This is a genomic window from Curtobacterium sp. C1 (assembly GCF_021049325.1).
GTDB lineage: Bacteria > Actinomycetota > Actinomycetes > Actinomycetales > Microbacteriaceae > Curtobacterium > Curtobacterium citreum.
Genome location: NZ_CP088076.1, coordinates 2648772 through 2674685, shown reverse-complemented (window position 1 = coordinate 2674685; position 25914 = coordinate 2648772). Strand labels below are relative to the sequence as shown.

Here is a 25914-nt window from a genome sequence, read left to right as displayed (position 1 = left end):
CTCCTCCACACGGCGTCCTCGTCCGACTCCATCCACGGTTCCACGGCGACCGGCGAACCCGGCGGTCGCCGTGGCTGACCATGACTGGATGGAACGCGCATCGGCCTCCGCCGGCGGTGTCCCGGACCCGTCTGCCATCCGCCGCAGTCTGCTCCGGGACGCGGTCTTCCTCAAGCTGCTCGAGAACGTCCTGCGCGGGGTCTACCGGCGCGGGCAGCGGCTCCGGCTCGACGACATCGCGAACGACATGCAGGTGTCGCGGACCCCGGTGCGCGAAGCCCTCGTCCCGCTCGAGGCACTGCGGCTCGTCAGCGTGCAGCGGTACATCGGCGTGGTTGTCGCCCAGTGGACGGTGGGGCAGATGGTCGAGCGGCTCCGGATCACGCGCAGCCTGGTCGGGGAACCCCCGGTGGCGGCGCCCGCGACAGTCGAACGCTTCCGTCCGGAGTGGCTCGACGACTGCGCGACCGAGGCCGGGGCACTCGTCGAGCTCGGGTCCTGGACCCTCCGACGGCGTGGGGCGCTCATCAGTGCCGACTGGCTGGTCGCGCAGCGGGCCGTGCTCGACATGTTCTTCACGGACGACGTCGCCGCAGCGAACGGCATCGACGCGGTCGTCGGGCGGCGTGAGCGCCTGCGGCAGGTCGAACGGGCGCTCGCCGCGGCGGAACGCGACCAGGTCGACGAGTGTGCGGCGGTGCTGGTCGGCCTGTCCCGCGACCTCATCGCACTCCCCGAGCGGTTCCGTTCGGCGGCGTGACGGGGTCCCGTCGCTCGGTCGCCCGACGACGAGGGCTTCGCACGGGATCGCCAGGATCGGTGTTGCAGTCTGGTTCGCCGGTGATGTCCGCGCACGACAGGGAGCACGATGAACGACGTCCGGGACCGGTCCCACCGGCTGAACCGAGCGACCGGCATCGCACGCCACGGACGTCTCGGCCGACGCCACCCGCTGCGGTCGGTCACGAAGGTCCTGTCAGGTGTCGCTGCCGTGGCCCTCGTGAGCACCGCGTCGGTCGCCGCCATCGCCGCGAAGCAGGTCACCGACGACTTCGGTGACGGCGTCGCGATCCAGGGGCAGCCGGCAGCGAAGGCGCACGACACCGAGCTGAGCTCGTACGAGGGCGGCTTCAACGTGCTCGTCGTCGGTACGGACAACGACCCAGCGCAGGGGACCGACTACGGCGAACGGGACGCCACACTCAACGACGTCACCATCCTGCTGCACGTCTCGGCCGACCACTCGAACGCGACCGCGGTCAGCATCCCGCGCGACCTCGTCACGCCGATCCCGGCGTGCCAGAAGCCGGACGGCAGCGGATCGACGCCCGCGATGGCGGCGCAGCCGATCAACTCCGCGTGGGGTGACGGGGGGCTGAACTGCGTCGTTCAGACCGTGCAGGGGCTGACCGGTCTGCCGATCCAGTACTCCGCCGCCGTGTCGTTCAAGGGCGTCATCGAGATGTCGAACGCCATCGGCGGCGTTCCGGTGTGCGTCGCCCAGCCGATCCACGACCGCTACACCGGGCTCGACCTGCCCGCCGGGACGAACACGTTGCAGGGGGACCAGGCCCTGGCCTTCCTGCGGACCCGGCACGGTGTCGGTGACGGCTCCGACCTCGGGCGGATCTCGAGCCAGCAGGTGTTCCTGTCCTCGTTGCTGCGGACGGTGCAGTCGAACGACACACTGACGTCGCCCCCGACGCTCTACAAGCTCGCGCGGGCCGCCGCCTCGAACATGCAGCTGTCCCAGAGCCTGAACGACGTCGGGACGATGGTGCAGATGGGTCGGGCGCTCCAGGACCTGCCGCTGTCGCAGGTGAACTTCGTGCAGTACCCGGGCACCACCGGCGGGAACGGTGTCTACGCGGGCAAGGTCCAGCCGACGACCGCTCTCGCCGACCAGCTGTTCGCCAAGATCGAGGCGGACCAGTCGTTCTCGCTCGGGGCGGACAGCACCGGCATCGGGTCGGAGCAGGCGCCGGCGACGGCGGCACCCGCCGCCCCGGCGGCACCGTCCACGCCGTCGGCCCCGGCCCCGTCCGCGTCGGCTCCGCCCGCATCACCAGCGCCCGCGGCGCCGTCGTCGGCCGACACGATCGACGGCCTGCAGGGGCAGTCCGCCGATCAGCAGACCTGCTCGCGCGCGTTCGGCTCCTGACCGGACTCGCGAACGGCCCGGTAGCAGGCGCCGGGGTGCTGGACGCAGCGTCGCAGGCGCCGGGGTGCCGGACGCAGCGTCGCAGGGGTCGCAGAACCAGAGCGGGGGCGCGGACCTGGTCCGCGCCCCCTGTCCGTTCCCCTCCGAGCGCCGCGCGATCGGGCGCGCCGGGCTCGGATCGAGTGGGAACGGCGTCCGGTGCTGTGTCGCGACTGCGAGGGAGAACCCCGGAATGTGATCGTCGCGTCCCGATGATGCTATTGACCGGGGTACGTCCCGACAACCCCCGAGTGTCCCCACTTCAGGGGACCGGCAGGTTCGCGCCGTCTCGCGCCGCGTTCGTGGGGGTGCTCGTCCTCCTGTATGGTGGTCGCAGCACTCGCGAGAGTGCGTGGAGACGTCGCATAGTCAGGCCGAGTGCACCACCCTGCTAAGGTGGAGTCCCCCTTAGGGGACCGAGGGTTCAAATCCCTCCGTCTCCGCACCGGATCGAGACCCCCGCTGATGCAGCGGGGGTTTCGTCGTTCTCGGGGTCGTGCCCCGTCCCACGAGACGGCTCCGATCTGCCGAGACGCCCCCGATGTGGCGACACGGTGCCGAACAGGGCGGAGTCTCGCCCGCCTGGCGGCGTCTCGCCCACCTGCGGTCGGCACCGGACGGGAGGCACGCCCCGCGTCCGGCGGTCGGCTACCGTGAGCGCGTGCTCCGTCGGTCAGGTCTCGCGGTCGTCCTCGTCCTGTCGGGCGTCGTGCTCGCCGGGTGCGCGACCGCGGCCGGGTCGAGCGCGCCGGTCGTCGAGGCCTACGCCGAACCCGGGTCCGGCACGGTCGACCGGGTCACCGCGGCCACCGAACACGCGGCGACGATCGGCGTCGACGGCGTCACGCTGAGCGCGGACGGGTCGGGACTCCAGCCGGTGCCCGTCGGCGTGCGGGACCTCGCGCACGCGGCCGACCGCGGTGGTGCCCGGTCGGAGCTCCTCGTGAGCAACTACTCGGAGGCGCTCGGCGACTTCTCGCCCGAGATCGGCACGGCGCTCCTCGGTGACGCCGGGAACCGCGAGCGCGTCGCACGGCAGCTCGCCCGGGCCGCGTCGCGCATCGGCGCCGACGGCGTGCAGGTCGACCTCGAGTCCCTGCGCAGCCGTGACCGCGACGGCCTCGTGGCGTTCGCCGCGGTCCTCACCGACGCCGTGCACGACGAACTCGGCCCCGACGCGGACGTCTCGATGGCCGTGATGGCCTCGACCTCGGCTGCGGGGTTCCACGACACGGGGTACGACCTCCGCGCCCTCGCCCGGCACGTCGACCGGTTCGTCCTCATGACCTACGACGAGCACGGCCCGTGGAGCGACCCGGGAACGGTCGGGGCGCTGCCGTGGGCGGAGCGGGTGGTGGTCGCCGCCGAGCACGAGGGGCTGCCGGCCGACCGGATCGACCTCGGGGTCGCGGGTTACGGGTACGTCTGGGGTGGGGACGACGGTGGGCAGGTGTCGCCCGCCCGCGCGCGGACCCTCGCGGGGGACCGGGCGCGGTGGTCGGACCGGACCGGGGAGTGGTCCGCGACCCTCGCCGACGGCCGTGAGCTGCACTGGTCGGACGCGCGGTCCTACCGGGCACGGGTCGCGCTCGCCCGAGAGCTCGGGCTGCACGGCGTCGCGCTCTGGTCCCTCGGCACGCAGCCCCTGCCGGACTGACGGGTGGCGGTCGCGGCGAGCCAGGGAGGCAGCCCGCGTCGCGCAGACCGGATGACGTGACCACAGGGCGGACGGGAGGCACGTGGCGGCGCCGCCACGTGCCTCCCGTCCGGTGGTGGACGCGACCACGGCGGCCCGCCGGGACGCCCCGATGTGTCCTCCGGATGACCGGTGACGCATCCTCCGGTGGCTGTCACCGCGCCGTTGTAGCATGCACGACACCTGTCCCGAGACGAGGAGGCCCGCGTGCCGGACCCGACCGACCCCGCCTTCCCGATCGAGCACGTCCGCGCCGTCGGCGACGACGTCGTCGCGGCCGTCTCGACCGTCGTCGACGGCAAGGTCGATGCGATCCGCACCGCCCTCACGGTGATGCTCGCCGAGGGGCACCTGCTCGTCGAGGACGTCCCCGGCGTCGGCAAGACCGTGCTCGCGAAGGCCCTCGGGGCGTCGGTCGGCGGCTCCGTGAACCGCATCCAGTTCACCTCGGACATGCTGCCGTCGGACGTCACCGGCGTGAACATCTACGACCAGTCGTCCGGCACCTTCCGGTTCTCGCCCGGACCCGTCTTCGCGAACGTCGTGATCGGCGACGAGATCAACCGCACGAGCCCGAAGACCCAGTCGGCGCTGCTCGAGGCGATGGCGGAGTCGCAGGTGACGGTCGACGGCGTGACGCGGCAGCTCGAGTCGCCGTTCATGATCGTCGCGACCCAGAACCCCATCGACATGGAGGGCACGTACCCGTTGCCGGAGGCCCAGCGCGACCGCTTCATGGCGCGCATCGCGATGGGCTACCCGAGCGCCGACGCCGAGCGGGACATGCTCGCGCACCGCGGCGTCCGCGACCCGCTCTCGTCGCTCCGTCCGATCGTCGACGTCGGGACGCTCCGCGCGGTGGTGCACGCCGTGCGGGCGGTGCACGTCGCGCCCGACGTCGAGGCGTACATCGTGGCGATCGTCCGGGCCACCCGGTCACACCCCGACCTCGTGCTCGGGGCGAGCCCGCGTGCCACGCTGCACCTCGCGCAGGCCGCCCGCGCGCACGCCGCCCTCGCCGGCCGGCCGTTCGTCACACCGGACGACGTCGCGCGGCTCGCCCCGGTGGTGCTCGCGCACCGCCTGGTGCCGGTCGCCCGTGGCCTCGGCGGATCCGGAGACGACACCGCCCGTGAGATCGTCGTGCGGATCGTCTCCGACACCGCCGTGCCGTTCACCGCGGCGCCGGTCCACTCCTGATGCCCGGGCCCGCACCGCTCGCGCTGCGCGCCGGCGCGGTGCGGTCGTGGGCGCTCCGGTACGGTCGCCGCGGGACGGCACTGCTCCGCCGCACCCCGTTCCCGCGGCCGACCGCGCGGGGGTGGACGGTGCTCGCGTCCGGGCTCGGGCTGACCGTCGGCGGGCTCGTCGCCACGACGAGCATCGCCGTGTCCGCGGGGCTGCTCCTGCTCGTGCTGCTCGTGCTCGGGGTCGTGATGGCCCTCGTCGTCGCGGCGCCGCTCCGTGCGACCCGCAGCACCGTGCGGGGGATCGTCCAGGTCGGCGAGGTCTACCGGGAGCGGATCACGCTCCGCGGGACCTCGCTGCCGATCGGTCCGCGGACACGACTGCTCGTCCGTGAACAGCTCGACGACACCTTCGCCAGTGTGTCCGAGGCCGAGACCTACGCCCTCGTCGGACCGCACGAGCCGCCGGCCGTGCTCGACGTCGAGGCGCTCGCGATGCACCGGGGCCGGACGCTGGTCGGCCCGGTGACGATCCGGGTCGAGGACCCGTTCGGCCTGCTCCGCATCGACCGGCCCGTCGTCCCGGCGGAGGAGATCGTCGTCGTGCCGGCGTCGACCCCGCTCGCCGCGATCGACACCGGCGCCCTCGCCGGGGCGGTCTCCGCCGACGAGGGCCGGGTCGGCCAGGGAGGATCGGCGGACGACAGTGAGCTGCGGCCCTACCGCCAGGGCGACCCGATCCGCCGGGTGCACTGGGGGCAGAGCGCCCGACGGGGCGAACTGCACGTGCGGCAGACGACCCAGGCGCAGCCGCCGGAGGCCGTCATCGCGCTCGACGTCCGCCGCGAGTCGTACCAGCGGCTCGGCCGCGACGACCTCGCCGAACTGTCCGACCTCGGTGGCGACGCGGCGTTCGAGCACGCCGTCGTCGTGGCCGCCAGTGTCGCTCGTGCCCTGAGCGCGCGGACGTCCCGCGTGCTGCTCGTGAGCGACGGCGCCGCGGGGAACACCCGGCACGCGGGGGACGCCGGCAGCCTGACCGACGTGCTCGTCGGACTCGCCGACATCCGGCTCCGCTCCGATGCCCGCGACGTGACCGAGGTCCTGCCGGACGTCCGCGGCCGGGACGTGCACGGCATGACGGCCGTGGTCACCGGCCACTGCACCGCGGAGCAGGCGGCCGAGCTCGTGTCGCGGACGAGCGGGTCGAGCCGGGGCATCCTCGCGACGATCGTGCCGCCGGAGCCGGTGGTGCGCGGCATCCTCGACCGTGGCGGCTGGCGGACGCTCGTCGTGCCGGTCACGGGCGCGCACGCTCCCGGGAGCATCCGGTGAGCGGGACGGGGCAGGGCGCCGGCCGCCGCGACGACGCTCGCCGACCGCAGGACGGGGGCGGTACCGCCGTCGCCGACCGGCCGGACCGGTCGGGCCGGGGCGGGGCTGCCGACGGCCGCGAGCCCGCCACACGGAGCGATGCCCCGAGCGCCTGGATCGTCGCGCTGGCCCCCGTCCCCGTGATCGTCGCCGCGCTCGCCATGCGGCCGCTCGTGCAGGGCACGCAGTGGTGGCTGTCCGGTGTGGTCTTCACCGCCGTGCTCGTCGCCGTGCTGCTGGTCGTCCGGCGACGGGCTCCCGGCGTCCGGTTCATCGCGCTCGTCGCGACGCTGGTCCTCGGCTCGTGCGCCGCGGCCGTGCTGAACGACCTGTCGCCGCTCGGGTGGCTGGACCGCGACGGTGCGCTCGGCGAGGCCCTGGCGGCCATCCGCCTGAACCCGGCGCCGCTCCCGCAGACCGACGCGATCCGGCTCGTCGTGACGGTCGCGATCGGCTGGGTCGCCGGGGTGTCGCTCTTCCTCGCCGCGATCGCCCCGACCGTCGCCCTCGCCGCCGTGCCGGCGCTCGTCGTGCTCGTCGTCCCGGGCGTCATCACCGGCCAGCCGGCGTCGCCCGTGCTCGTCGTCCTAGTCGGCATCGCGTTCCTCGGCCTGCTGTGGCTGTCGGTCCGGCCGGTGCAACGCGCGTTCCCCGCCGCGGTGGTCGGGGCGATCGGACTCGTCGTGGCCGTCGGGCTCCCCGTCGTCGTGCCGCTCAACGCGAGCTGGCTGTCGGGGGTGACCGGGGCACTGCAGTCGCCGATCCAACCAGGCCGCCCGGGCACCCTGCTGCAGCTCGGCCAGGACCTGCGCCAACCGAACGAACTCGAGGTACTGCAGTACCGCTCGGCCGACGGCCGGCCGGAGTACCTCAAGCTCGCCGACCTGGACGAGTTCGGCTCCGGGGACTGGGTGCCGACCGTCACGGACGCCAGCACCTCGGACACCGCCGACCAGCAGCAGTTCGCGGTCGGGGTCAACCCGCGCCTGGCGAACCGGGGGGACGTGACCATCCGGGTGACCGGGCTGTCGAGCAACTACCTGCCGGTGCCGTCGGGTGCGGTGTCGGTGCAGTCCCGGTCGACGAACCTGGACCTGGCGAACTGGCGCTGGATGGGCGACTCGAACACCATCCGGTCGACGGGGCCGACGACCCAGCGGGGCTCGACGTACGAGGTCTACGGCGCCTCGACCTCGTCGGGGGAGTACCTCGATGCGATCGCGTCCTCGGGGCTGCTCGGTCGCGCCGACGGTCGGGGGTTCCAGGCGCCGAGCCGCGCCCAGCTCCGCACCGACCTGTCGCTGCCGGACGACCTGCCGAAGGACATCGCGTCGACCGCCCGCCGCGTGGCCGGTGGTGCGACGACCGACTACGAGGAGGCCCGGGCGCTCGAGCAGTGGTTCCGGAGCGACCTGTTCACGTACTCCGAGACCGCGCCCGTCGAGCAGGGCTACGACGGCGACAACATGCGCGTGATCGACACGTTCCTGCGCGTCCGCGAGGGCTACTGCGTGCACTTCGCCTCGTCGATGGCGGTGATGGCCCGGACGCTCGGGATCCCCTCGCGCATCGCGGTCGGCTACCGGGCGAACCCGCAGCAGACCGACGACGGCGAGTACACGGTCACCAACCGGCAGCTGCACTCGTGGCCGGAGCTGTACATCCGTGGTGCCGGCTGGGTCTCGTTCGAGCCGACCCCGGACTCCGACGCCGCCGTGCAGCCGTCCACCGAGTCCTCGGCGACGCCGGCCCCGGCCGACCCGCAGACCCCGCTGCCCGCACCCGGCGAGACCGCCCCGGCAGAGGCATCACCGACCCCCACGCCCTCGGCGTCCGCCGCCCCGGGTGCCGCGGCGCCCGGCAGCAGCACCGGCACGGGCGCCCTCGGGCTCGCGGTCGGGGTGGCCCTCGCGCTCGTCCTGCTCGCCTCGCCCTCGGTCGTCCGGGCAGTCCGCCGCCGCCGTCGGCTCGCCGCGGTCCGCAGCGGTCGGTCGCCGGCGGTGCAGGCCTGGCGCGAGGTCCTCGACGACGTCGCCGACCACGGGCTCGCACCCGGCGCGGCGCCGCCGGACGACGCCGCGGCGGCCGCACGGACCGCCCGGGCGGTGCTCGGTCGGCTCTCGGGTCGCCTGCCCGTCACGGTGCTGCCGCACCTGACCACGGTGGTCGACGCGGTCGACGTCGAGCGGTTCGCCGCCGACGGTGCGGCTGCGGTGGACCGGGACGCGCTGCTCCGGGCCGTCCTGGAGGCACGGGTCGCCCTGGACGCATCGGTGTCCCGTGGGCGGGTGGTCCGGTCGCGGCTGCTGCCGCCGAGCCTGCTGCCGTCGTCGGCCTGGTCGCACGAGGGCCGGCGGCGCCGGCCGGCGTAGTGGGCGGCCGCGCGCGCGCCGCGCCGCGCGCCGCGCCGCGCGCGGTCCGCACAACGGGAAGCACGCCGCGCCACATGATCACGTGGCGCGGCGTGCTTCCCGTTGTGCGCAGGCACGCCACACCGCGCCGCCGGGCGCCGCGCGCCGCGCCGCGCGCCGCGCGCCGCGCGCCGCGCGCCTCAGCGCGGGCGCACCACCGCGTCCACCACGGCCGCGATGACGTCGCCCGGGTTCACCCCGGGCAACGCCGGCGCGTCGAACACGATCCCCACGTTCGCCCCGACGAGCAGCGTCGCGAAGTCCTCGAGCCGCATCCCGGGCGAGACCTCCGGGTGCGCCCCGAACCACTCCTGCACGAGCTCGAGCACCCCGTCCTGGAGCGCCCGTCGCTGACGCACGAACTCGGGCAGGAACGCCTCGTGCCGCATCGCGTATCCCCGGAACTCGGACAGCAGGGCGAACTGCGCGGTCTGGTCGTGCCGCCCGAACGCGGCGCGCAGGACGTCGCCGATGTCCTCCGCCGCCAGGTCCGGCCCGACGAGCTCCCGCAGGGACGCGAGCACCAGGTTCGTCTGGCGCTGCATGACCTCGGCGACCAGGTCCTGCTTCGACGCGAAGTTCGAGTAGACGGCCCCCTTGCTGAACCCGGCCCGGGCGGCGACGGTGTCGAGCCGGCTCCCGTGCAGTCCGGACTCGGCGAACTCCTGCGCGGCCGCGACGAGCAGGCGCTCCCGGACCTCGGCTCGCGGGGTCCTCGGTGTGGGGGCGTCGTCGTCGCGCATCTGGTCCTGGTCCCTGATCGTGGCGGTCCGGCACGACGTGCCGCGTACGGCGGGCGGACGTGCCGATCCCCGCACGGTGGTGCCGTGCGGTCCGTCGGAGCCTGCCGCGCCGCGCGTCGGTTCCCCGCGCGGCACGTGGCCGGCCCCGACCTCCTGTCGTCGACGGACGAACCGGCACGTTCGGGTCGTGTCGGTGCCTCGATCGGCGGGTGGTCGCCGGGGTCGATACCCGGCGGTACCGATGCTAGCGCCAGGGTCCGTCGCGGCCCAGTCTCAGTCGTCGGTGTGCGGTTCGTGGTCAGTCCGGACGCTGCCGGTGTCCGACCGGACGCTCCCGACGCCGGACCGTCGACCGGGTCGGCGGAGCAGGCGGACGGCGTCCGGGCGGAGTCGGCGGCCGCGCTGGAGCAGCGCGCCGAGGGTCGACTTCGGCTGCCAGTCGCGGCCGTTCGGCAGCCCCCAACCACGCTTGACGGCGCCGTAGCGCAGGCCGAGCGACAGCACGATGGCCGCGATGATCCCGATGGTGGGGGAGCCGAGGTACGACGCGACGACCATCACGGCCGAGGCGGCGACCGCGACCGTGGCGTAGAGCGCGTTGCCGCCGAAGACCGCGGGCACACGGCGGAGCAGCAGGTCGCGCATGGCCCCGCCCCCGACCGCGGTGATGGTCCCCATGATGATCGCGGCGGGCCAGCCGAGCCCGGCGTCGAAGGTCCGCTGCACCCCGACCACCGACCAGAACCCGATCACGGCGGCGTCCAGGACGGTGAACAGCCGGTCCCAGGTGAGCTCGGAGAACGACACGAAGAAGGCGATGAGCGCGCCGGCGATCGCGACCGGCACGTAGAGCGGGTCGACGAGCGCGACCGGGGGGCCGTTCTGCAGCAGGGTGTCGCGGAGCATGCCGCCGCCCAGGCCGGAGACGAACCCGACGACCAGGAACCCGAACAGGTCGAAGTCCATCGTCCGGGCGAGCGATCCACCGAGCAGCGCGGACGCGAGCACGCCGGCGAGGTCGAGCACGTTCGTGACCGACGCCAGGCCCTCGGGGGACAGCAGGTTCATGAGAACAATCAAACCCCACGTCACGGAAGTGGCGGTGCGAGGTCGGGTTAGGTTAGCCTCACCTTCGCCATGATCGCCACCCTCGTCATCGGCCTCCGCGAAGGCCTCGAAGCGACGCTCATCGTCGGCATCATCGCCGCGTTCCTGCGTCGCAACCGCGCTCCGCTCACCCCGATGTGGATCGGCGTCGGCGCCGCGGTCGCCCTGAGCATCGCCGTCGGCTTCGGGCTGCAGCTCGTCGAGCAGGCCCTGCCGCAGGCCGAGCAGGAGGGCATGGAGACCGTCATCGGTGCCGTGGCGGTGGTGTTCGTCACGGGCATGATCGTGTGGATGCGGACCCACGCCCGCACGCTCTCGAAGGACCTCGTCGCCAGTGCGACCGCCGCCCTCGGCCGCGGCACCGCCTGGGCCCTCGCCGGCATGGCGTTCCTCGCGGTCCTCAAGGAGGGCTTCGAGACCTCGGTCTTCCTGCTCGCCACCTTCCAGGCGTCCGCGGACACGGGCTCCGCCGCCCTCGGCGCCGTGATCGGCATCGCCGTGGCCGTGCTCATCGGGTACGGGATCTACACCGGCGGCGTGAAGCTCGACCTCGGCCGCTTCTTCACGGGCACCGGCGTCTTCCTGGTCTTCGTCGCCGGCGGACTCGTCCTGACCGCCCTCCGCCACGCGCACGAGGCCGGCTGGCTCGTGATCGGTCAGCAGCGCACCGTCGACCTCGGCTGGCTCGCCCCGAACGGCTCGCTCCGCGGTGCGCTCGTCACGGGCGTGCTCGGCATCCCCGCCGACCCCCGGGTCGTCGAGGTCCTCGGCTGGGTGCTCTACGTCGTCCCGGTCCTCGCGATCTCGCTCTGGCCGCGCGCCTGGCGGCCGTCGCCGCAGCGCGTCCCGCGGGTGCGCGCCGTCCTCGCCGCCGCCTTCGCCGCGACGGCCGTCGTGCTCGCGGTCGCCGTGCCGTCCGGCAGCGGCGCGGACCTGCCCCGCACGGTCGCCGTCTCCGGCGACGCGCGCTCCGTCACGGCGTCGGTCGCCGGGGACAGCGCGGTCCTGCGCGTGGCCAGCGGCGGCCGGGAGGCTCGGATCACCCTGCCCGCGTCGGCCCACCGCCGCGTCGCCCGGGCGGGCACCATCGCCGACCAGTGGCAGGTCACCGAGGACGTCCCGTCCGCCGACCGACCGACCTCGCTGACCCTCGACCAGCTCGTGGGGCTGTTCGGTCGCGTCCCGGTCGGCGTGTCCCCGTCGACGAACCCCGGCCCGTTCGCGGCGGACTGGACCGTCCGTGACACCGTGACCCTGACGACCGTCGACGGCGGCGTCCTCGAGGCGAGCCGCTCGGAACGCGACGTGCTCACGCTGCGCGGTGGGGGCCTCCCGGCCGCTCGGACGACCACGCTGGGACGCGACGTCTGGGCCGTCCCGACCGCCGACGCGGACCGTGCGGCGACCGCCGTCGCCGCCGCGCAGACGCGCGCCGCCGAGCTCCGACTCTGGAACGCCTGGCTGCCCCTCGTGCTGCTCGTCGCGGCGGCCGCCCAGGCCGCGCTCGCGGTCCGCGACCGGCGCCGCGTCTCCGTCCCCACGACCACCACCCCCGGAACCGACCCGTCGCGCGGACCGCCCGCCGACGTCCCTGCAAGGAGCCTCGACCATGCCGTTCGGTAGTGCCGCCCGCCCCCTGGCCGCCCGACCCCTGATCGCCCTCGGTGCCCTCGGCGCTGTCGCCGCCCTCACCCTGACCGCCTGCTCCGCCGGCACCCCCGCGGACGACGCGTCGTCCGGGTCGGGGAAGGTCTCCCGCGTCACCATCACCCTGACGAACGACGGCTCCGACGCCTGCGCCGTGTCGACCACGAAGGTCCCCGCAGGGCCCGTCACCTTCCGGGTGCAGAACGAGTCGTCGACCGCGATCACCGAGGTCGAACTGCTGCAGGACCAGCGGATCCTCGGCGAGAAGGAGAACCTCGCGCCCGGGCTCGCCCCGGTGACGTTCACCGCCACGCTGACCGGCGGCAGCTACCAGGTCTACTGCCCCGGTGCGACGAAGGAGCTCACCGACTTCACCGTCACGGGGAAGGCGGCCTCGACCGCGAACAGCAGCGCCGCGACCCTGCTCGCGGACGGAGCGACCGGCTACGCGACCTACGTCGACGGCCAGGTCGACGACATGGTGAGCGCCGTGCAGCAGCTGCAGAAGGACGTCGACGCCGGCGACCTCGACGCCGCGAAGCGGGACTACGCCGCCGCCCGCCCGTTCTACGAGCACATCGAGAGCGACGTCGACGGGTTCGTCAAGCAGGGCTTCTCGGCCACGGACAACAAGGGCAACCTCGACTACCTGGTCGACATGCGCCAGTCGAACCTCGACGACGCCGTCGGCTGGAGCGGGTTCCACGCGGTCGAGAAGGACCTGTTCCAGGCCGGTGCGATCACCGCGACGACGAAGCAGACCGCGGCCGACCTGACGAGCAACGTGCAGCTCCTCGCGAAGCTCGTGCCGACGCTCGAGTACAAGCCCGAGGACCTGGCGAACGGCGCCGCCGGGCTCCTCGAGGAGGTCCAGTCGAACAAGATCACCGGGGAAGAGGAGGCGTACAGCCACATCGACCTCGTCGACCTGGCCGCGAACGTCGAGGGCGCCCGGCAGGCCTTCGCATACCTCAAGCCAGGCCTGACCAAGGTCGACCCGGCCCTGACGAAGCAGATCGCCGCGCAGTTCGACGCGACGAACACGATGATGGACGGCTTCCGCGACGCGAACGCCCTCGGCGGGTTCAGCACGTGGGACGACGCCGCGAAGGCGAAGGACGCGAACCGCATCTCGCAGCAGGTCCAGGCGCTCCAGGACCCGCTGTCCCGCCTGGCCGAGAAGGTCGCGACGGCGTGACCGCGTCCCGCTTCTCCCGTCGCGGACTGCTCGGCGCCGGGCTCGCCGCAGCCGGTGCCGGGGTCGGCGCGGTCGCCGGCGTCGCCGGGGCCACGGCCGCGACCGGCGTCGACCCCTTCGCGGCGGCCGCGAACGCCGACGAGTCGATCGACCTGTCGCAGCAGGTGCCGTTCTACGCGACGGCCGCGCGGCAGCCCCAGGGCGGGATCCGCACGACCCCGCAGCGGCACTGCGTGTTCATGGTGTTCGACCTCACCGCCTCGACCGCGACCGAGCTGCAGGTGCTCCTCGCCCGCTGGTCCGCGGCGATCGCGCAGCTGCAGGCCGGCCGGACGATCGGCAGCGTCGAGCCGGCCCACGGCGAGGGCGTCGGCGCGGACACCGGCGAGGCGCTCGACCTCGGCCCCGCGTCCCTGACCGTGACGGTGGGCCTCGGCCCCGGGGTCTTCGACGAGCGCTTCGGCCTCGCCGCGAAGCGTCCGGCGCACCTGGCGGCGATCCCCACCCTGCCGAGCGACGCGCTCGAGGACGGCCTGACCGGCGGCGACCTGTCGCTGCAGGCCTGCGCCGACGACCCGCAGGTGGCGTACCACGCCGTCCGCGACCTCGCGCGGATGGCGCGGGGCACCGCGACCGTGCGGTGGACGGTGATCGGCTTCGGCCGCGCGTCCGCGGGTCCCTCGCAGTCGACGCCGCGCAACTTGATGGGCTTCAAGGACGGCACGCGGAACGTCACCTCGGACCAGGAGTACGAGCGCTTCGTGTGGCTCGACTCCGACGCCGGGTGGATGGCCGGCGGCACCTACCAGGTGGTCCGGAAGATCCGGATGAACCTGGAGACGTGGGACGCCGACGTCGTCAGCGACCAGCAGCGGGTGTTCGGCCGCACCAAGGTCGAGGGTGCGCCGCTGTCCGGCGGCAGCGAGCACACCACGCCGGACTTCCACGCGGCCGCGCACGGCGCCCACGCGGACGGTGCGACGGCGATCGACCCGCGCTCGCACATCGCCCTCGCCGCGCACGAGGCCAACGGGGGCGTGAAGATCCTGCGTCGCGGGTACAACTACACGGACGGGCTGAACCAGTACGGCCAGCTCGACGCCGGGTTGCTCTTCGCGGCGTACATGACGGACCCCGACCACTTCACCCGGTTGCAGCGGAAGCTCGGCGCGTCCGACCGGCTGAACGAGTACGTGTCGCACATCGGGTCCGGGGTGTTCGCCGTGCCGCCGGCACCGCGGAAGGGCTCGTACATCGGGGAGCAGCTGTTCCGCTGAACCCCGGTGGTCGATGGTGGGTGCCCTCCGCCGTTTCCCTGGAGACGGAGAGCACCCGCGCCGCGGAGTCCGCGGACGGAACCACCGTCCGGCCCTGGGGGGCGACCCGGCGCGGCGCATCGCTGTGCGACAGGCTGAGCGTACCCCTCCTCGCGGTTGTTGCGCGGGCCGTAACGGAAGTCGGACGGGCCGCCGCCCCTCGTTCGCCGGACGGCGGACGGGCCGTCTCACCTGGGTGAGACGGCCCGTCCTCGGATCCAGCCGGGAGGCGCGGTGTCAGTCGGTCTCGACCGTAGCGCCGCGCAGGGCCCGGTTCCGACGCACGAGCACCATCGTCACCAGCCCGGCGAGGAGCAGGGCACCGGCCGCGCTGCCCGCAGGCAGGAGCTCGGCGCCGGTCCAGGCGAGGGCGCCCGTGCCGGGGCGCTGCGCTCCGTCCGCGACGCCGTTGCCCGTGCCCGTTCCGTTGCCGCCGCCGATCGAGCCGCCGCCCGTGCCGGGTGCGCTCGGGTCACCGGTGCCCGGCGTGCCGGGGTCGGTGGGATCGGTCGGGTCGGTCGGGTCGACGGCGGCCTCGATCGGCACGGTCACCGCGAGGGTGATCGTCTGGCCGTTCGGCAGCGTCACGACGAGGGGCTCGTCGGTGGTCGCGGCCGGGGCGACCGCGCGGAGCGCCGTGCCCGTCGCCGCCGCACGGGCGGTCGGCTGGTCGCCGCCGACCCCGGGCACCGTGAAGGTCAGCGTGGCGCGGCCCTGCTCGTCGGTGGTGTCCACGACCGACGTGTCGATCGGCGACGAGGCCAGCTCCTGGCCGCCGGCGCTCACCGACACCGAACCGGCCTGGTCCGCCGCGTTGCTGAAGGTCAGCGACGACAGGTCGATCCGGACCTCGTCGCCGGGGCCGAAGCCGCCCTCGGGAGCGTCGCTGACACGGACGCCGACGGCGCGCTGGTCCTCCTGCACCGCGACCGACGGGTTCGCCTTGAAGTACTCGACCTGGGCTTCGAGGTCGACCATGCCGCTGTCCTGCTTCGCCGCGGCCTGCTTGAACGCGGCGAAGTTGTCGCCGCCGGTCGCCAGGAAGGAGTTCACGGTCACCTTGTACGTGCGGTCCGCGTCGACCGGAGCGCCGTCGAGGGTCATCGAGGTGATGCGGGACCCGGCGTCCGCGAGCGGGTCGTAGGTGTACGAGAACCCGGAGGACGTGCCGAGCTTGAGGAACGGACGGCTCGCGCTCGCGGGCTGCCACTGCTGCTCGAGCGCCTGGCGGACCTGGTCACCGGTGAGGTCGAGCACGACGAGCGTGTTCGCGAACGGCTGGACGACCGCTGCCTCCTTGTAGGTCACCGGGCCGGACGCGATGTCCGCACGGAGCCCGCCCGGGTTCATGAACGCGATCTGGGCGCCCTGGCGCTGCGTCTGCGAGCGCTGGACCTCGGCCACGAAGTTGCCGAGCGTGGACTCGCCCCCGCGGTTCTCGGAGCCGTTCGACTGCACGGCGCGCTTGAGGTCGCGGTCGACGGCACCGAGCTCGACGGCACCGAGCCGGTCCGCCTCGGCGACCGCGGTGTCCACCGTGGCCTGGACCGCGGCGTCCTTCGGGAAGGTGCTGCCGGCGAGCCGGATGTTCTCGTTCTTCGTCGGGGTCACGGTGCCGTCCGCGGCGACCGTGAGCTGCACGTGCCCGAGGTTGAACCCGTACGAGCCGGTCTGGATCACCGGACGGGGGACCGTGCCGCCCTTCGGGACCACCGAGTACGTGTAGGTCTGGTGCGTGTGCGCCGAGAGGATCGCGGACACCTTCGGGGTGACCCCGTAGACCGCGCGGGCGAAGTCGGACCCGCCGTCGGCGGTGACCGGCGTGGGGGACTCCGCACCGTCGTGCACGAGCAGCACGAGCACGTCGGCCTCGCCGTTGCCCTCGTCGCCGTCGGTGAGCTGCGCGGCGACCTTGTTCACCTCGGTGGTGATGTCGCCCATCTCGAGGCCCGCGATGCCGTCGGGGCTGACGAGCCCTTGTCCGACCAGGTCGACGGTCGCGCCGATGAACCCGACGCGCTTGCCGCTGATCTCCTGGATCGCGTAGGGGTCGAACGCGGGCTTGCCCGTCGCCGAGTCGAGGATGTTCGCGGAGACGTAGTCCCATTTCGCGTTGCGGGCACCGTCGGCCCCGATCACGCGGTCTCGCAGGTCGGTCTGTCCACGGTCGAGCTCGTGGTTGCCGATCGCGCTCACCGTCAGGTCCATCTGGTTGAGCACGTCGATCGTCGGCTGGTCCTCCTGGATGAAGGACTCGAACGTCGATCCGCCGATGTTGTCACCGGAGCTGACGAAGGCGGAGGTCGACGGGTCGCTGCCACGGAGCTGTTCGAGCGCACCGGCGAGGACGGCGGCACCGGCAGCGTCGCCGTCGCGCGGCGGCGAGGAGAGCGACTGGGCGATGCGCCCGTGGAAGTCGTTCACGTTGTAGAGGTCGATCGTCGCGTCGCCCTCGGCGGCGAGGGCGGCGGACGGGACGGACAGCGCCACGAGGACGCCGGCGGTCGCGAGCGCCGCACCGGCGGCGGCGCGACGCGTTCGGGTGTGGGAGGTGGTGTTCATCGGCGACGAACCTAGGAGAACCCACAGGGGACGCGCCAGGGGTTGCCGCGATGTGTCACGAGGTGTTCACATCGGCAACACGTGACGGGCGTCCCCGTCCGGCGGTCAGTCCCGGCCGAACGCCCCCTTCACCCGCTCGACGGCCTCGGCCGCCATGGCCTTCGCCGAGTCCTTGACCACCCCGAGCTCGGCCGGGTCGCCCTTGAGCAGGCTCTTCGCGGTGTTGATCGCGTACTCCGCGGTGATGTGCGGCGGCAGGGGCGGCACGTTGCGGCTGACGTAGGCGTCGATGAGCGTGACGCCGGGGTTCGCGAAGGCCCGATCCACCGCCGCCTCGACCTCGTCGTCCCGGTGCACCGCGATGCCCGTGAAGCCGAGCAGCTGCGCGTACCCGGCGTAGTCCATGGTCTCGACGTCCTGCGAGCCGGACCACATCGGGTTGCCGTCCTCGGTGCGCATCTCCCACGAGACCTGGCCGAGGTCGTCGTTGTGCATCACGACGATGACGAGCTGCTGGTCCGGCCACTGCGCCATGTACTTCTTGACGGTGATGAGCTCGTTCATGCCGAGCATCTGGAACGCACCGTCGCCGATCGTGCAGACCGCCGGGGCGTCCGGGAAGGCGAACTTCGCGGCCACGGCGTACGGCATCGCCGCGAGCATCGTCGCGAGGCGTCCGGACATGTCGCCGTGCATGCCGCGTCGCAGACGGATGTGGTGGCCGTACCAGTCCGCGGTGGTCCCGGCGTCGCAGGTGACGGTGACACGCTCGGGCAGGCGTTCGTTGACGGCGCGGATGACCCGGCGCGGGTTGACACCGTCGTCGTAGTGCACCTCGGCCTGGCGGTCCATCTCCGCCTCCCACTCGCGCATCTCACCGGCGAGCTTGTCCTGCCACGCGGTGTCCTGCTTGTCGTGCAGGAGCGGGAGCACCGCCTCGAGCGTCGCGCCGACGTCGCCCCACAGGTTGAGCTCGGTCGGGTAGCGCAGCCCCATCTGCTCCGGCTTGATGTCCACCTGCACGCCGCGGGCCTGGCCGCTCGCCGGCAGGTACTCGCCGTACGGGTAGTTCGAGCCGAGGAGCACGATGGTGTCGCACTCCTTGATCTGCGTGAGGCTCGGGCGTGACCCCAGCAGGCCGACCTGCTGCGTGTGGTACGGCACGTCGGAGGGGACGACGTCCTTGCCTCGGAGGGCCGTGATGATCCCGGCGCCGGTCTTCTCGGCGGCGGCGAGCACCAGGTCGGTCGCACCGCGGGCACCGGCACCGACGAGGAACGTGACCCGTTCACCGGCGTTGAGGATCTCGGCGAACCGGGCGATCTCGTCCTGCGGCGGGGTGATCCGGATCGACGGCGCGACGTCGCTCGACCGGGACACCCAGTGCTCGGCGGCGGGGGCCTCGTACGCCATGGCCTGGACGTCGTGGGGGAGGACCACCACGGCGGGCTGCTTGCGGAGCATCGCGGTGCGGAAGGCGGTGTCGACGACGACCCCGACCGCGTCCGGCGTCGCGACGGTCTCGACGTAGCAGGCGACGTCGGCGAACACGCGCTCGAGGTTCGACTCCTGCTGGGTGAACGACCCGATCGACGCCAGGCCCTGCTGGCCGACGATCGCGACGACGGGTTGGTTGTCCATCTGCGCGTCGTACAGGCCGTTGAGCAGGTGGAACGCCCCGGGGCTCGACGTCGCGACGCAGACGCCGACCTCGCCGGTGAACTTCGCGTGCGCGGTCGCCATGAGGGCCGCGATCTCCTCGTGCGTCGGGCGGACGTACTCGAGCGTCCGCTCGCTGCCGTCGGCCTTGCCGAGCGCACCGTCGAACGCGCCGATGCCGTCCCCGGGGTACCCGAACACGCGGGAGACCCCCCACGCCTTGATGCGGTCGATGACGAAGTCGCTCACGGTCTGGCCCATGCGCTCCACCGTGCTCGCCGCTTCCTGTACGCGCTCAGGACTCTGGCACTCGCGAAACGCAACGTGGGCGATTCCTCGCAGCGAGATGTCGCTGCGAGAAACCGCCGACGTTGCGTCTTGCGAACGACGCGGACGCGCTCAGGACTCCCGTGCGATCAGGGGGCGCAGGGTGCGGTGCGCGATCCGGAGGCCCTCGAGCACCTTGTCGTCGGTGCCGCCCCACAGCGGGTCCTCGTGCTCGACGCTCAGCGTGCCGGTGAACCCCGCCTCGTACAGTCGGTCGACCACGTGCGGCCAGTCCACGACCCCGCGGCCCGGGACGCGGAAGCGCCACCAGCCCATGTCCCACGGGTCGTCGCCCTTGTCGACCTTCCCGAAGAAGCCGTACTGGTCCCGCTTCCGGGGGAACAGCTCGACGTCCTTCGCCTGCGCGTGCACGATGTGCTCGGCGAACGGCAGGATCGTCCCGACCGGGTCGATGCCGATCCAGGTCAGGTGCGACGGGTCCCAGTTCAGGCCGAAGCCGAGTTCGGTGACCCAGTGCCAGAGCTCGGGGGAGTACGCGAGGTTGCCCGGGTACCCGTCGGGGTGCCAGCCCTCCATCACGCAGTTCTCGACGATCAGCCGGACGCCCCGCTCGCCGGCGTACTCGACGAGCTCGGGGAGCACGCGGTCGCCGAGCGCCATGTTCTCGCGGACGGACAGCGTGTTGTCCCGACCGACGAACGTGCCGACGGACGGCACGCCGAGCATCGCAGCGGCGTCGACCGCGTGGAACAGGTGCTCCTTGACCGCGGCCCGGTGGTCGGTGTCGTGGTGCAGGTTGTTCTCGTAGTACGCCAGCGCGGAGATCTCGAGCCCGTACCGGTCGAGCACCTCCCGCGTCGCGGCGGCGTCGGACTCGGTGAACGTGGCGACGGGCAGGTGCGCCGCCTCGAAGTCGCGCGACCCGGTGTCCGGCCACACCGCGACCTCGAGCCGCTCGTAGCCCTGCTCGGCCGCGAACGCCGCGATCCGCTCGAGCGACCACCCGGGCAGGCATGCCGTGAGCATCCCGAGCTTCACCGGATCCCCCGCCACGATCCGTCGGCCGCGCTGCCGATGACCGCCTCGATGATCGACGCCGCACGGGCGCCGTCCGCGAACGTCGGCAGCCCGTCGGGCCACGCCGACCGGTCGCCCTCGCTGCGGACCGCCGCGTAGGTGTCGGCGACGAAGGCCCCGAACGCGTCGAGGTACCCCTGCGGGTGGCCGGCCGGCACGACGGCCAGCCTCCGTTGGTCCGGGAAGCCGAGCGACGGGTCGCGGACGACGATCTGGGCGCCCCGCTCGTTGCCGAACCACGCCGACTCGGGCTGCTCCTGGTCGAACGCCGCCGAGCCGAGGGTGCCGTCGACCTCGAACCACAGCCGGTTCTTGCGTCCGGCGGCGACCTGCGAGATGACGACGTTCCCGATGCGGCCGGAGGCGGTGCGGAAGGTCGCGACCGCGGTGTCCTCGGTGGTCACCTCGGCGCGCTGCCCGGCGTCCGCGACCGGGTCGGGGTCGGGGGAGCCGGAGAACGACGGACCCGAGGCCGCCGGTCGGGTCGGGTAGACGATGTCGGTCGCGGCGGAGACGGACGCGAACGGCTCACCCGTGACGAACTCGACCAGGTCGCACCAGTGCGAACCGATGTCGGCGAAGGCCCGCGACACCCCGCCGGCCCCTGCGTCGACCCGCCACGACGAGGCGTCCTCGTCGAGCATCCAGTCCTGCAGGTAGTGCCCGTGCACGGCCAGCATCCGCCCGAGCTCGCCGGCCGCGATCCGACCGCGGATCTCCCGGACCACGGGGTGGTACCGGTACACGAACGGCACGGTGGCGACGACGCCCGCACGGTCCGCGGCGTCGACCAGCTCGGCGGCCTGCGCGGCACTGATCGCGAGTGGCTTCTCGCACACGACGTTGATCCCGGCGCGGATGACCGCGAGGGCCTGAGGGTGGTGCTGGTCGTTCGGCGTGCAGACGTGCACGACGTCGGGCGCGTCCGCGATCACGTCGTCGAGCGAGGCGTACCCGCGAGGGACGTCGAGCTGCGCGGCGACCTGCTCGGAGCGGGACGGCGTCCGGCCGAGCACTCCGACCACCTCGGCCCCGGCGGCACGCGCCGCCCGCGCGTGGACGCCGGCGATCATGCCGGTCCCGACCACGGCGACGCGGATGCGTCGCCCTCCGTACCCACTGCTCATGGTGCTCCCTCGCGCCGGACTGGGACCACCGTACCGACGCAGCCCGGCCACGCGCCGGAACGCGTGAGTACCGTCTGGGGCATGTCGAGCCTCCAGACCAGCCTGCTCATCCTCGGAGCCAGCGGCGACCTGTCCAAGCGACTGCTGCTGCCCGGCCTCGCGACCCTGCTGGAGGTGAAGGAGGACTGGGACGTGCAGCTCGTCGGCGCCGGCGTCGAGGACCTCTCCGACGCCGACTGGAAGGCGCAGGTGAAGACCTCGTTCGAGAACGCCCAGGCGTCGAAGAACGAGGAGGACGAGGGTGCCCACGACGGCGGGGAACGGCTCAGCAAGCGGCTGCTCGACGTCGTTGCCGCCTCGACGTACCGCAAGGCCGACGTCACCGACGCCGACGACCTCCGGGCACTCCTCGCCGCGTGCGACCACGACCCGGCGGTCTACTTCGCGCTGCCGCCGGCGGTCACCGAGAAGAGCTGCGCGGTCCTGAAGGACCTCGACCTGCCGTCGGGCACGCGCCTGGCGCTCGAGAAGCCCTTCGGCACCGACGCCGCGAGCGCCGAGCACCTCAACGACCTGCTGCACTCCTTCCTGCCCGAGGAGCGGATCCACCGCGTCGACCACTTCCTCGGCCGCTCGACCGTGCTCAACCTGCTCGGCCTGCGCTTCGCGAACCGCATCGTCGAGCCGCTGCTGTCGTCGCAGCACGTCGCCCGCGTCGACATCGTCTACGACGAGACCCTCGGGCTCGAGGGTCGCGCGCGCTACTACGACAAGGCGGGCGCCCTGGTCGACATGATCCAGAGCCACCTGCTGCAGGTGATGGCGGTCGTCGCGATGGAGGCCCCGGCGTCGATCGACGCGGACGACCTGCGCACCCAGAAGGAGCTCGTCCTGCGCGCCGTCCGGCCGTGGGGCGGGGACGTGGTGGCCGCGGGCAGGCGGGCCCGCTACACGGCCGGCACGATCGGGGACCGGTCGCTGCCGTCCTACGTCGACGAGGACGGCGTGGACCCGTCGCTCGGCACCGAGACGCTCGCGCAGCTCACCCTCGAGGTCGCGAACTGGCGGTGGGCCGGCGTGCCCTTCACGCTCCGCTCGGGCAAGGCGCTCGAACAGCAGCGCCGCGAGATCGTCATCACGTTCAAGGACTCGCCGCACGTGCCGAACGGGCTCACCGGCGCCGAACGTCCAGACAAGCTGCGGATCTGGATCGCGCCGGACGAGATGCAGCTCGAGCTCAACGTGAACGGCCCCGGCGACCCGTACACGATCGACCACACCTCGTTGACGACCACGTTCAACCCTGGGCGGCTGAGCGCCTACGGCGAGGTCCTCGCCGGGGTGCTCGAGGGCGACGCCACGCTGTCGGTGCGCGGCGACAGCGCGGTGCAGGGATGGAGGGTCGTCGAGCCGTTCCTGCAGGCCTGGCGCGCGGGAGACACCCCGCTCGACGAGTACGCGGCGGGATCCGTCGGCCCCGACTCCTGGGACAACATCGACTGCTGACGCGGTGCGCGCGGACGGACGGGAGGATCGTGGCGGGCCCCGCCACGATCCTCCCGTCCGTCTCCTGGTCGCGCGGCGTAGCGTCGCGGATCGTGAAGACCACCGACGACGTCCTGTCCACCGTCCCCGCTCCCGCCGGCTCCGACGTCCGCGTCGAGCCCGTCCGCTACGACCACGAGGGGACCGCGCTCCTCGGCGTCCTGGCGAAGGACCACGCCGAGTCCGGCCCGCGCCCCGCCGTCCTCGTCGTGCACGACTGGCACGGGGTGAACGAGCACGTCGAGGCCCGCGTCGCGATGCTCGCCCGCCTGGGCTACGTCGCGTTCGGAGCCGACGTCTACGGCGAGGGCGTGCGCCCGGGCGACGACACCGCCTCCGAGGTCGCCGGCTCGTTCTACCAGGACCTGCCGCTCTTCCGCGCCCGGCTGACCGCGGGGCTCGACCGGCTCCGCGAGGACCCCGACGTCGACCACTCGCGCATCGTCGTGATGGGCTACTGCTTCGGCGGGTCCGGCGCGCTCGAACTCGCCCGCACCGGGGCTGACCTGGTCGGGGCCGTCTCCTTCCACGGTGGACTCATCGCGCACGACCCGTCGGACGCCGCCGCGATCCGGGCGAAGCTGCTCGTGCTCACCGGCGGCTCGGACCCGGTCGTCCCGGACAGTGCGGTCACCGCGTGGCAGGACGAGATGCGGGGCGCCCCGGAGGTCGACTGGCAGGTCGTGACGTACGCGGGTGCGATGCACGCGTTCGCGGTGCCGGGGACCGACGCCCCCGACCACGGCGCGCAGTACCAGGAGCGGGCGGACCGTCGGTCGTGGCAGGCGCTGCAGGTGTTCCTCGCCGAGGTGTTCGACGAGGAGCCGACCATCGTGTGAGTCCTGCGACACGCCGAGAGCTCGGGTCGGCGCGGCTCGATTCGCGTTCCGCGCCGCACCTGTTGTAGAGTCTTCCACGGCCGCAAGGCCGGTTCGGCTGGAAAGCCGGATGCGCTCGTAGCTCAATGGATAGAGCATCTGACTACGGATCAGAAGGTTGGGGGTTCGAGTCCCTTCGAGCGCACCACACGAGAAGGCCCCGTCGCACTGCGGCGGGGCCTTCGTCGTTCCCGGGCGTCGTCGCTGCGTCGGGCGGGTCGGGTCGAGTCGGGTCGGGCCGGGGGGGGCGCACGCCCTCGATGGAGCAGACGATGTCGCCCGCCGGGAGCCCACCCGACGCCTTCTGCTCCACTGATGCCGCACGCGCACCGAGACGGCTCCGCAGCGGGGTGTGCAGTGTGCACGGATTCACGTGCCCGTAACGACGACCTGCACGTTCTGCCGCTCCTGCCCCGTCACTACGGTTGCCCCAACCCGGTCGCCCGACCGGCACCCCTTCCCCAGGAGCATCCCGATGGCCAGTGCAGCGTCAGCACCACCAGCCCCGTCCGTCGTCGTCGACGACTACTCCCTGTCCCGCGTCCCCACCACCGCCCGCTACGGCTGGTTCCAGGTGGCCGTCCAGCGGTTCGGCCAGATCTCCGCCCTGTCCCAGTTCCTCCTCGGCGCCACGCTCGGCTTCGGGATGGGGTTCTGGCAGGCGTTCTGGGCGATCACCCTCGGCGCCGTGATCCTCGAGATCGTGTCGGTCTTCGTCGGCATCATCGGCATGCGCGAGGGACTGAACACCTCGGTCATCGCGCGCTGGACCGGGTTCGGCAAGGCCGGGTCCGCCCTCGTCGGCCTGGCGATCGGCCTGAGCCTGATCGGCTGGTTCGGCATCCAGTCCGGTGTCTCCGCCGCCGGGCTCGTCGCGATCCTGCCCGTGCTGCCGGCGTGGGCGTGGTCGCTCGTCTTCGGGCTGCTCGTCACGGCGATCGTGCTCCGCGGGTTCCACTCGATGCAGTGGCTCGCGAACGTCACCGTGCCGCTGTTCCTCATCCTGGTCGGGTGGGCGGTGGTCGTCGAGCTGAGCAAGCACTCGATCGCCGAGCTCGCCGCCAAGGCCCCCGCCGGCCCCGAACTGAGCTTCGTCGCCGGCACCACGCTGGTCGCGGGCGGCTTCATCGTCGGCGCCGTGATCACCCCGGACATGACCCGCTTCAACCGGTCGGTCGGCGACGTCGTCAAGCAGACCGCGCTCGGCGTCACCCTCGGCGAGTACGTCATCGGGCTCGCGGGGGTCCTGCTCGCCCACGCGGTCGGCTCGTCCGACATCACCCGCGTGATCACGTCGAGCGTCGGCTGGGTCGGCATCCTCGTGATCCTGCTCGGCACGTTCAAGATCAACGACTGGAACATCTACAGCTCGAGCCTCGGCGTCACGAACTTCATCGACGTCGTCTTCGGCAAGCAGGTCAACCGTGGTGTCGTCACCCTCGTGCTCGGTGTCGTCGGCTCCGTGCTCGCCGCGGTCGGCTTCCTCGGCGCGTTCACCCCGTTCCTCATCGTCCTGGGCGTCGTCTTCCCGCCGATCGCCGGCATCATGGTCGCCGAGTACTTCGTCGTGAAGCGCTGGCGTCGTGAGCTCAGCGACAGCGAGTCGCTGCCGGCGACGAGCCCGACGTGGGTCCCCGCCACGCTCGTCATCTGGGTGATCGCCTCGGTCGTCGGCTACTTCGTCACCGTGGGCATCCCGTCGATCAACTCGGTCGTGATCGCCTTCGTCCTGTACGTGGTCGCCGGCAAGGCGGGCTGGGTCCGCGGCGTCGGTGTCAGCCGCACCGAGCAGGCGCCCACCGTCGCGGCGGCGGCCCCGGCCACGCCCGCGCCCGCCCCGGCGCCCTGAGACCGACGGTCGGCGTTCCCCCCACGTCGACCGTCGCCGACGTCGACCGT

At 73.0% G+C, this 25914-nt stretch carries 18 protein-coding genes and 2 tRNA genes; 14 read left to right on the top strand and 6 right to left on the bottom strand.

All coding sequences use genetic code 11. The features are described from left to right. Positions 1 to 88 precede the first annotated feature (88 nt). From LQK89_RS12775 to LQK89_RS12745, 7 genes are all read left to right on the top strand, one after another. Positions 89 to 760, top strand: coding sequence for a GntR family transcriptional regulator (locus LQK89_RS12775; protein WP_114850493.1), 672 nt, complete (start codon positions 89 to 91; stop codon positions 758 to 760). 108 nt (positions 761 to 868) lie between these two features. Next, complete coding sequence (locus tag LQK89_RS12770) at positions 869 to 2161, top strand: LCP family protein (RefSeq protein ID WP_231049311.1); 1293 nt, start codon at positions 869 to 871, stop codon at positions 2159 to 2161. 393 nt (positions 2162 to 2554) lie between these two features. Further along, positions 2555 to 2643, top strand: a tRNA-Ser gene (locus tag LQK89_RS12765). A gap of 218 nt (positions 2644 to 2861) precedes the next feature. After that, complete coding sequence (locus tag LQK89_RS12760) at positions 2862 to 3857, top strand: glycosyl hydrolase family 18 protein (RefSeq protein WP_231049310.1); 996 nt, start codon at positions 2862 to 2864, stop codon at positions 3855 to 3857. A 246-nt stretch (positions 3858 to 4103) separates the two neighbouring features. Continuing rightward, on the top strand, positions 4104 to 5096 hold the full coding sequence (locus tag LQK89_RS12755; RefSeq protein WP_231049309.1) for an AAA family ATPase: 993 nt from the start codon (positions 4104 to 4106) through the stop codon (positions 5094 to 5096). After that, positions 5096 to 6418 (top strand): DUF58 domain-containing protein, encoded by a 1323-nt coding sequence (locus LQK89_RS12750; RefSeq protein WP_231049308.1) that lies wholly within the window; start codon positions 5096 to 5098, stop codon positions 6416 to 6418. Before LQK89_RS12755 ends, LQK89_RS12750 begins: the two co-directional genes overlap by 1 nt. Beyond that, on the top strand, positions 6415 to 8829 hold the full coding sequence (locus tag LQK89_RS12745; protein ID WP_231049307.1) for a transglutaminase family protein: 2415 nt from the start codon (positions 6415 to 6417) through the stop codon (positions 8827 to 8829). Before LQK89_RS12750 ends, LQK89_RS12745 begins: the two co-directional genes overlap by 4 nt. A 179-nt stretch (positions 8830 to 9008) precedes the next feature. Here LQK89_RS12745 and LQK89_RS12740 read toward each other — a convergent pair whose 3' ends face one another. Continuing rightward, the gene (locus LQK89_RS12740) at positions 9009 to 9611 is read right to left on the bottom strand and encodes a TetR/AcrR family transcriptional regulator (RefSeq protein WP_231049306.1); all 603 of its coding nucleotides are present in this window, start codon (positions 9609 to 9611) and stop codon (positions 9009 to 9011) included. Positions 9612 to 9884: 273 nt separating this feature from the next. Next, positions 9885 to 10679: a trimeric intracellular cation channel family protein gene (locus LQK89_RS12735; protein ID WP_058743270.1), complete on the bottom strand. Its 795-nt coding sequence runs from the start codon at positions 10677 to 10679 to the stop codon at positions 9885 to 9887. A gap of 69 nt (positions 10680 to 10748) precedes the next feature. Here LQK89_RS12735 and efeU point away from each other — a divergent pair, with 69 nt between their 5' ends. From efeU to LQK89_RS12720, 3 genes are read left to right on the top strand one after another with little or no spacing between them, the layout of a single operon-like run. Further along, the gene (gene efeU, locus LQK89_RS12730) at positions 10749 to 12341 is read left to right on the top strand and encodes an iron uptake transporter permease EfeU (protein ID WP_231049305.1); all 1593 of its coding nucleotides are present in this window, start codon (positions 10749 to 10751) and stop codon (positions 12339 to 12341) included. Then, a complete protein-coding gene (gene efeO / locus LQK89_RS12725) occupies positions 12328 to 13563 on the top strand; it encodes an iron uptake system protein EfeO (RefSeq protein ID WP_175325712.1) in 1236 nt (411 codons plus the stop codon). Before efeU ends, efeO begins: the two co-directional genes overlap by 14 nt. After that, the gene (locus tag LQK89_RS12720) at positions 13560 to 14840 is read left to right on the top strand and encodes a Dyp-type peroxidase (protein WP_231049304.1); all 1281 of its coding nucleotides are present in this window, start codon (positions 13560 to 13562) and stop codon (positions 14838 to 14840) included. Before efeO ends, LQK89_RS12720 begins: the two co-directional genes overlap by 4 nt. A 276-nt stretch (positions 14841 to 15116) precedes the next feature. On the opposite strand, the gene LQK89_RS12715 is transcribed toward LQK89_RS12720, so the two are convergent. The 4 genes from LQK89_RS12715 to LQK89_RS12700 form a co-directional block, all read right to left on the bottom strand. Next, positions 15117 to 17441 carry a bifunctional metallophosphatase/5'-nucleotidase gene (locus LQK89_RS12715; RefSeq protein ID WP_231049303.1) on the bottom strand — a complete coding sequence of 775 codons (2325 nt, stop codon included), beginning with the start codon at positions 17439 to 17441 and terminating at the stop codon, positions 15117 to 15119. 105 nt (positions 17442 to 17546) lie between these two features. Next, a complete protein-coding gene (locus LQK89_RS12710; RefSeq protein ID WP_231049302.1) occupies positions 17547 to 19361 on the bottom strand; it encodes a thiamine pyrophosphate-requiring protein in 1815 nt (604 codons plus the stop codon). A 138-nt stretch (positions 19362 to 19499) separates the two neighbouring features. Continuing rightward, entirely contained in the window at positions 19500 to 20414 is a 915-nt protein-coding gene (locus LQK89_RS12705; protein WP_231049301.1) for a sugar phosphate isomerase/epimerase family protein, read from the bottom strand. An 8-nt stretch (positions 20415 to 20422) separates the two neighbouring features. Then, positions 20423 to 21592 (bottom strand): Gfo/Idh/MocA family protein, encoded by a 1170-nt coding sequence (locus LQK89_RS12700; protein WP_144804631.1) that lies wholly within the window; start codon positions 21590 to 21592, stop codon positions 20423 to 20425. Positions 21593 to 21673: 81 nt separating this feature from the next. Between LQK89_RS12700 and LQK89_RS12695 the strand changes: the two genes are divergently transcribed. From LQK89_RS12695 to LQK89_RS12680, 4 genes are all read left to right on the top strand, one after another. Then, positions 21674 to 23098: a glucose-6-phosphate dehydrogenase gene (locus LQK89_RS12695; RefSeq protein WP_175325716.1), complete on the top strand. Its 1425-nt coding sequence runs from the start codon at positions 21674 to 21676 to the stop codon at positions 23096 to 23098. 92 nt (positions 23099 to 23190) lie between these two features. Continuing rightward, positions 23191 to 23976, top strand: a complete 786-nt coding sequence (locus LQK89_RS12690; RefSeq protein WP_141862509.1) for a dienelactone hydrolase family protein — start codon at positions 23191 to 23193, stop codon at positions 23974 to 23976. A gap of 111 nt (positions 23977 to 24087) precedes the next feature. After that, positions 24088 to 24163: transfer RNA gene (locus tag LQK89_RS12685), tRNA-Arg, on the top strand. Positions 24164 to 24490: 327 nt separating this feature from the next. Then, positions 24491 to 25864, top strand: a complete 1374-nt coding sequence (locus tag LQK89_RS12680; protein ID WP_231049300.1) for a purine-cytosine permease family protein — start codon at positions 24491 to 24493, stop codon at positions 25862 to 25864. Positions 25865 to 25914 lie beyond the last annotated feature (50 nt).

Bases quoted from the DNA above. Each gene is read 5' to 3' on its own strand.
- LQK89_RS12705 (WP_231049301.1), bottom strand. From the start codon at position 20,414: ATGCTCACGGCATGCCTGCCCGGGTGGTCGCTCGAGCGGATCGCGGCG.
- LQK89_RS12710 (WP_231049302.1), bottom strand. From the start codon at position 19,361: ATGGGCCAGACCGTGAGCGACTTCGTCATCGACCGCATCAAGGCGTGG.
- LQK89_RS12770 (WP_231049311.1), top strand. From the start codon at position 869: ATGAACGACGTCCGGGACCGGTCCCACCGGCTGAACCGAGCGACCGGC.
- LQK89_RS12775 (WP_114850493.1), top strand. From the start codon at position 89: ATGGAACGCGCATCGGCCTCCGCCGGCGGTGTCCCGGACCCGTCTGCC.
- LQK89_RS12740 (WP_231049306.1), bottom strand. From the start codon at position 9,611: ATGCGCGACGACGACGCCCCCACACCGAGGACCCCGCGAGCCGAGGTC.
- LQK89_RS12735 (WP_058743270.1), bottom strand. From the start codon at position 10,679: ATGAACCTGCTGTCCCCCGAGGGCCTGGCGTCGGTCACGAACGTGCTC.
- LQK89_RS12750 (WP_231049308.1), top strand. From the start codon at position 5,096: ATGCCCGGGCCCGCACCGCTCGCGCTGCGCGCCGGCGCGGTGCGGTCG.
- efeU (WP_231049305.1), top strand. From the start codon at position 10,749: ATGATCGCCACCCTCGTCATCGGCCTCCGCGAAGGCCTCGAAGCGACG.
- LQK89_RS12695 (WP_175325716.1), top strand. From the start codon at position 21,674: ATGTCGAGCCTCCAGACCAGCCTGCTCATCCTCGGAGCCAGCGGCGAC.
- LQK89_RS12680 (WP_231049300.1), top strand. From the start codon at position 24,491: ATGGCCAGTGCAGCGTCAGCACCACCAGCCCCGTCCGTCGTCGTCGAC.
- LQK89_RS12715 (WP_231049303.1), bottom strand. From the start codon at position 17,441: ATGAACACCACCTCCCACACCCGAACGCGTCGCGCCGCCGCCGGTGCG.
- LQK89_RS12700 (WP_144804631.1), bottom strand. From the start codon at position 21,592: ATGAGCAGTGGGTACGGAGGGCGACGCATCCGCGTCGCCGTGGTCGGG.
- efeO (WP_175325712.1), top strand. From the start codon at position 12,328: ATGCCGTTCGGTAGTGCCGCCCGCCCCCTGGCCGCCCGACCCCTGATC.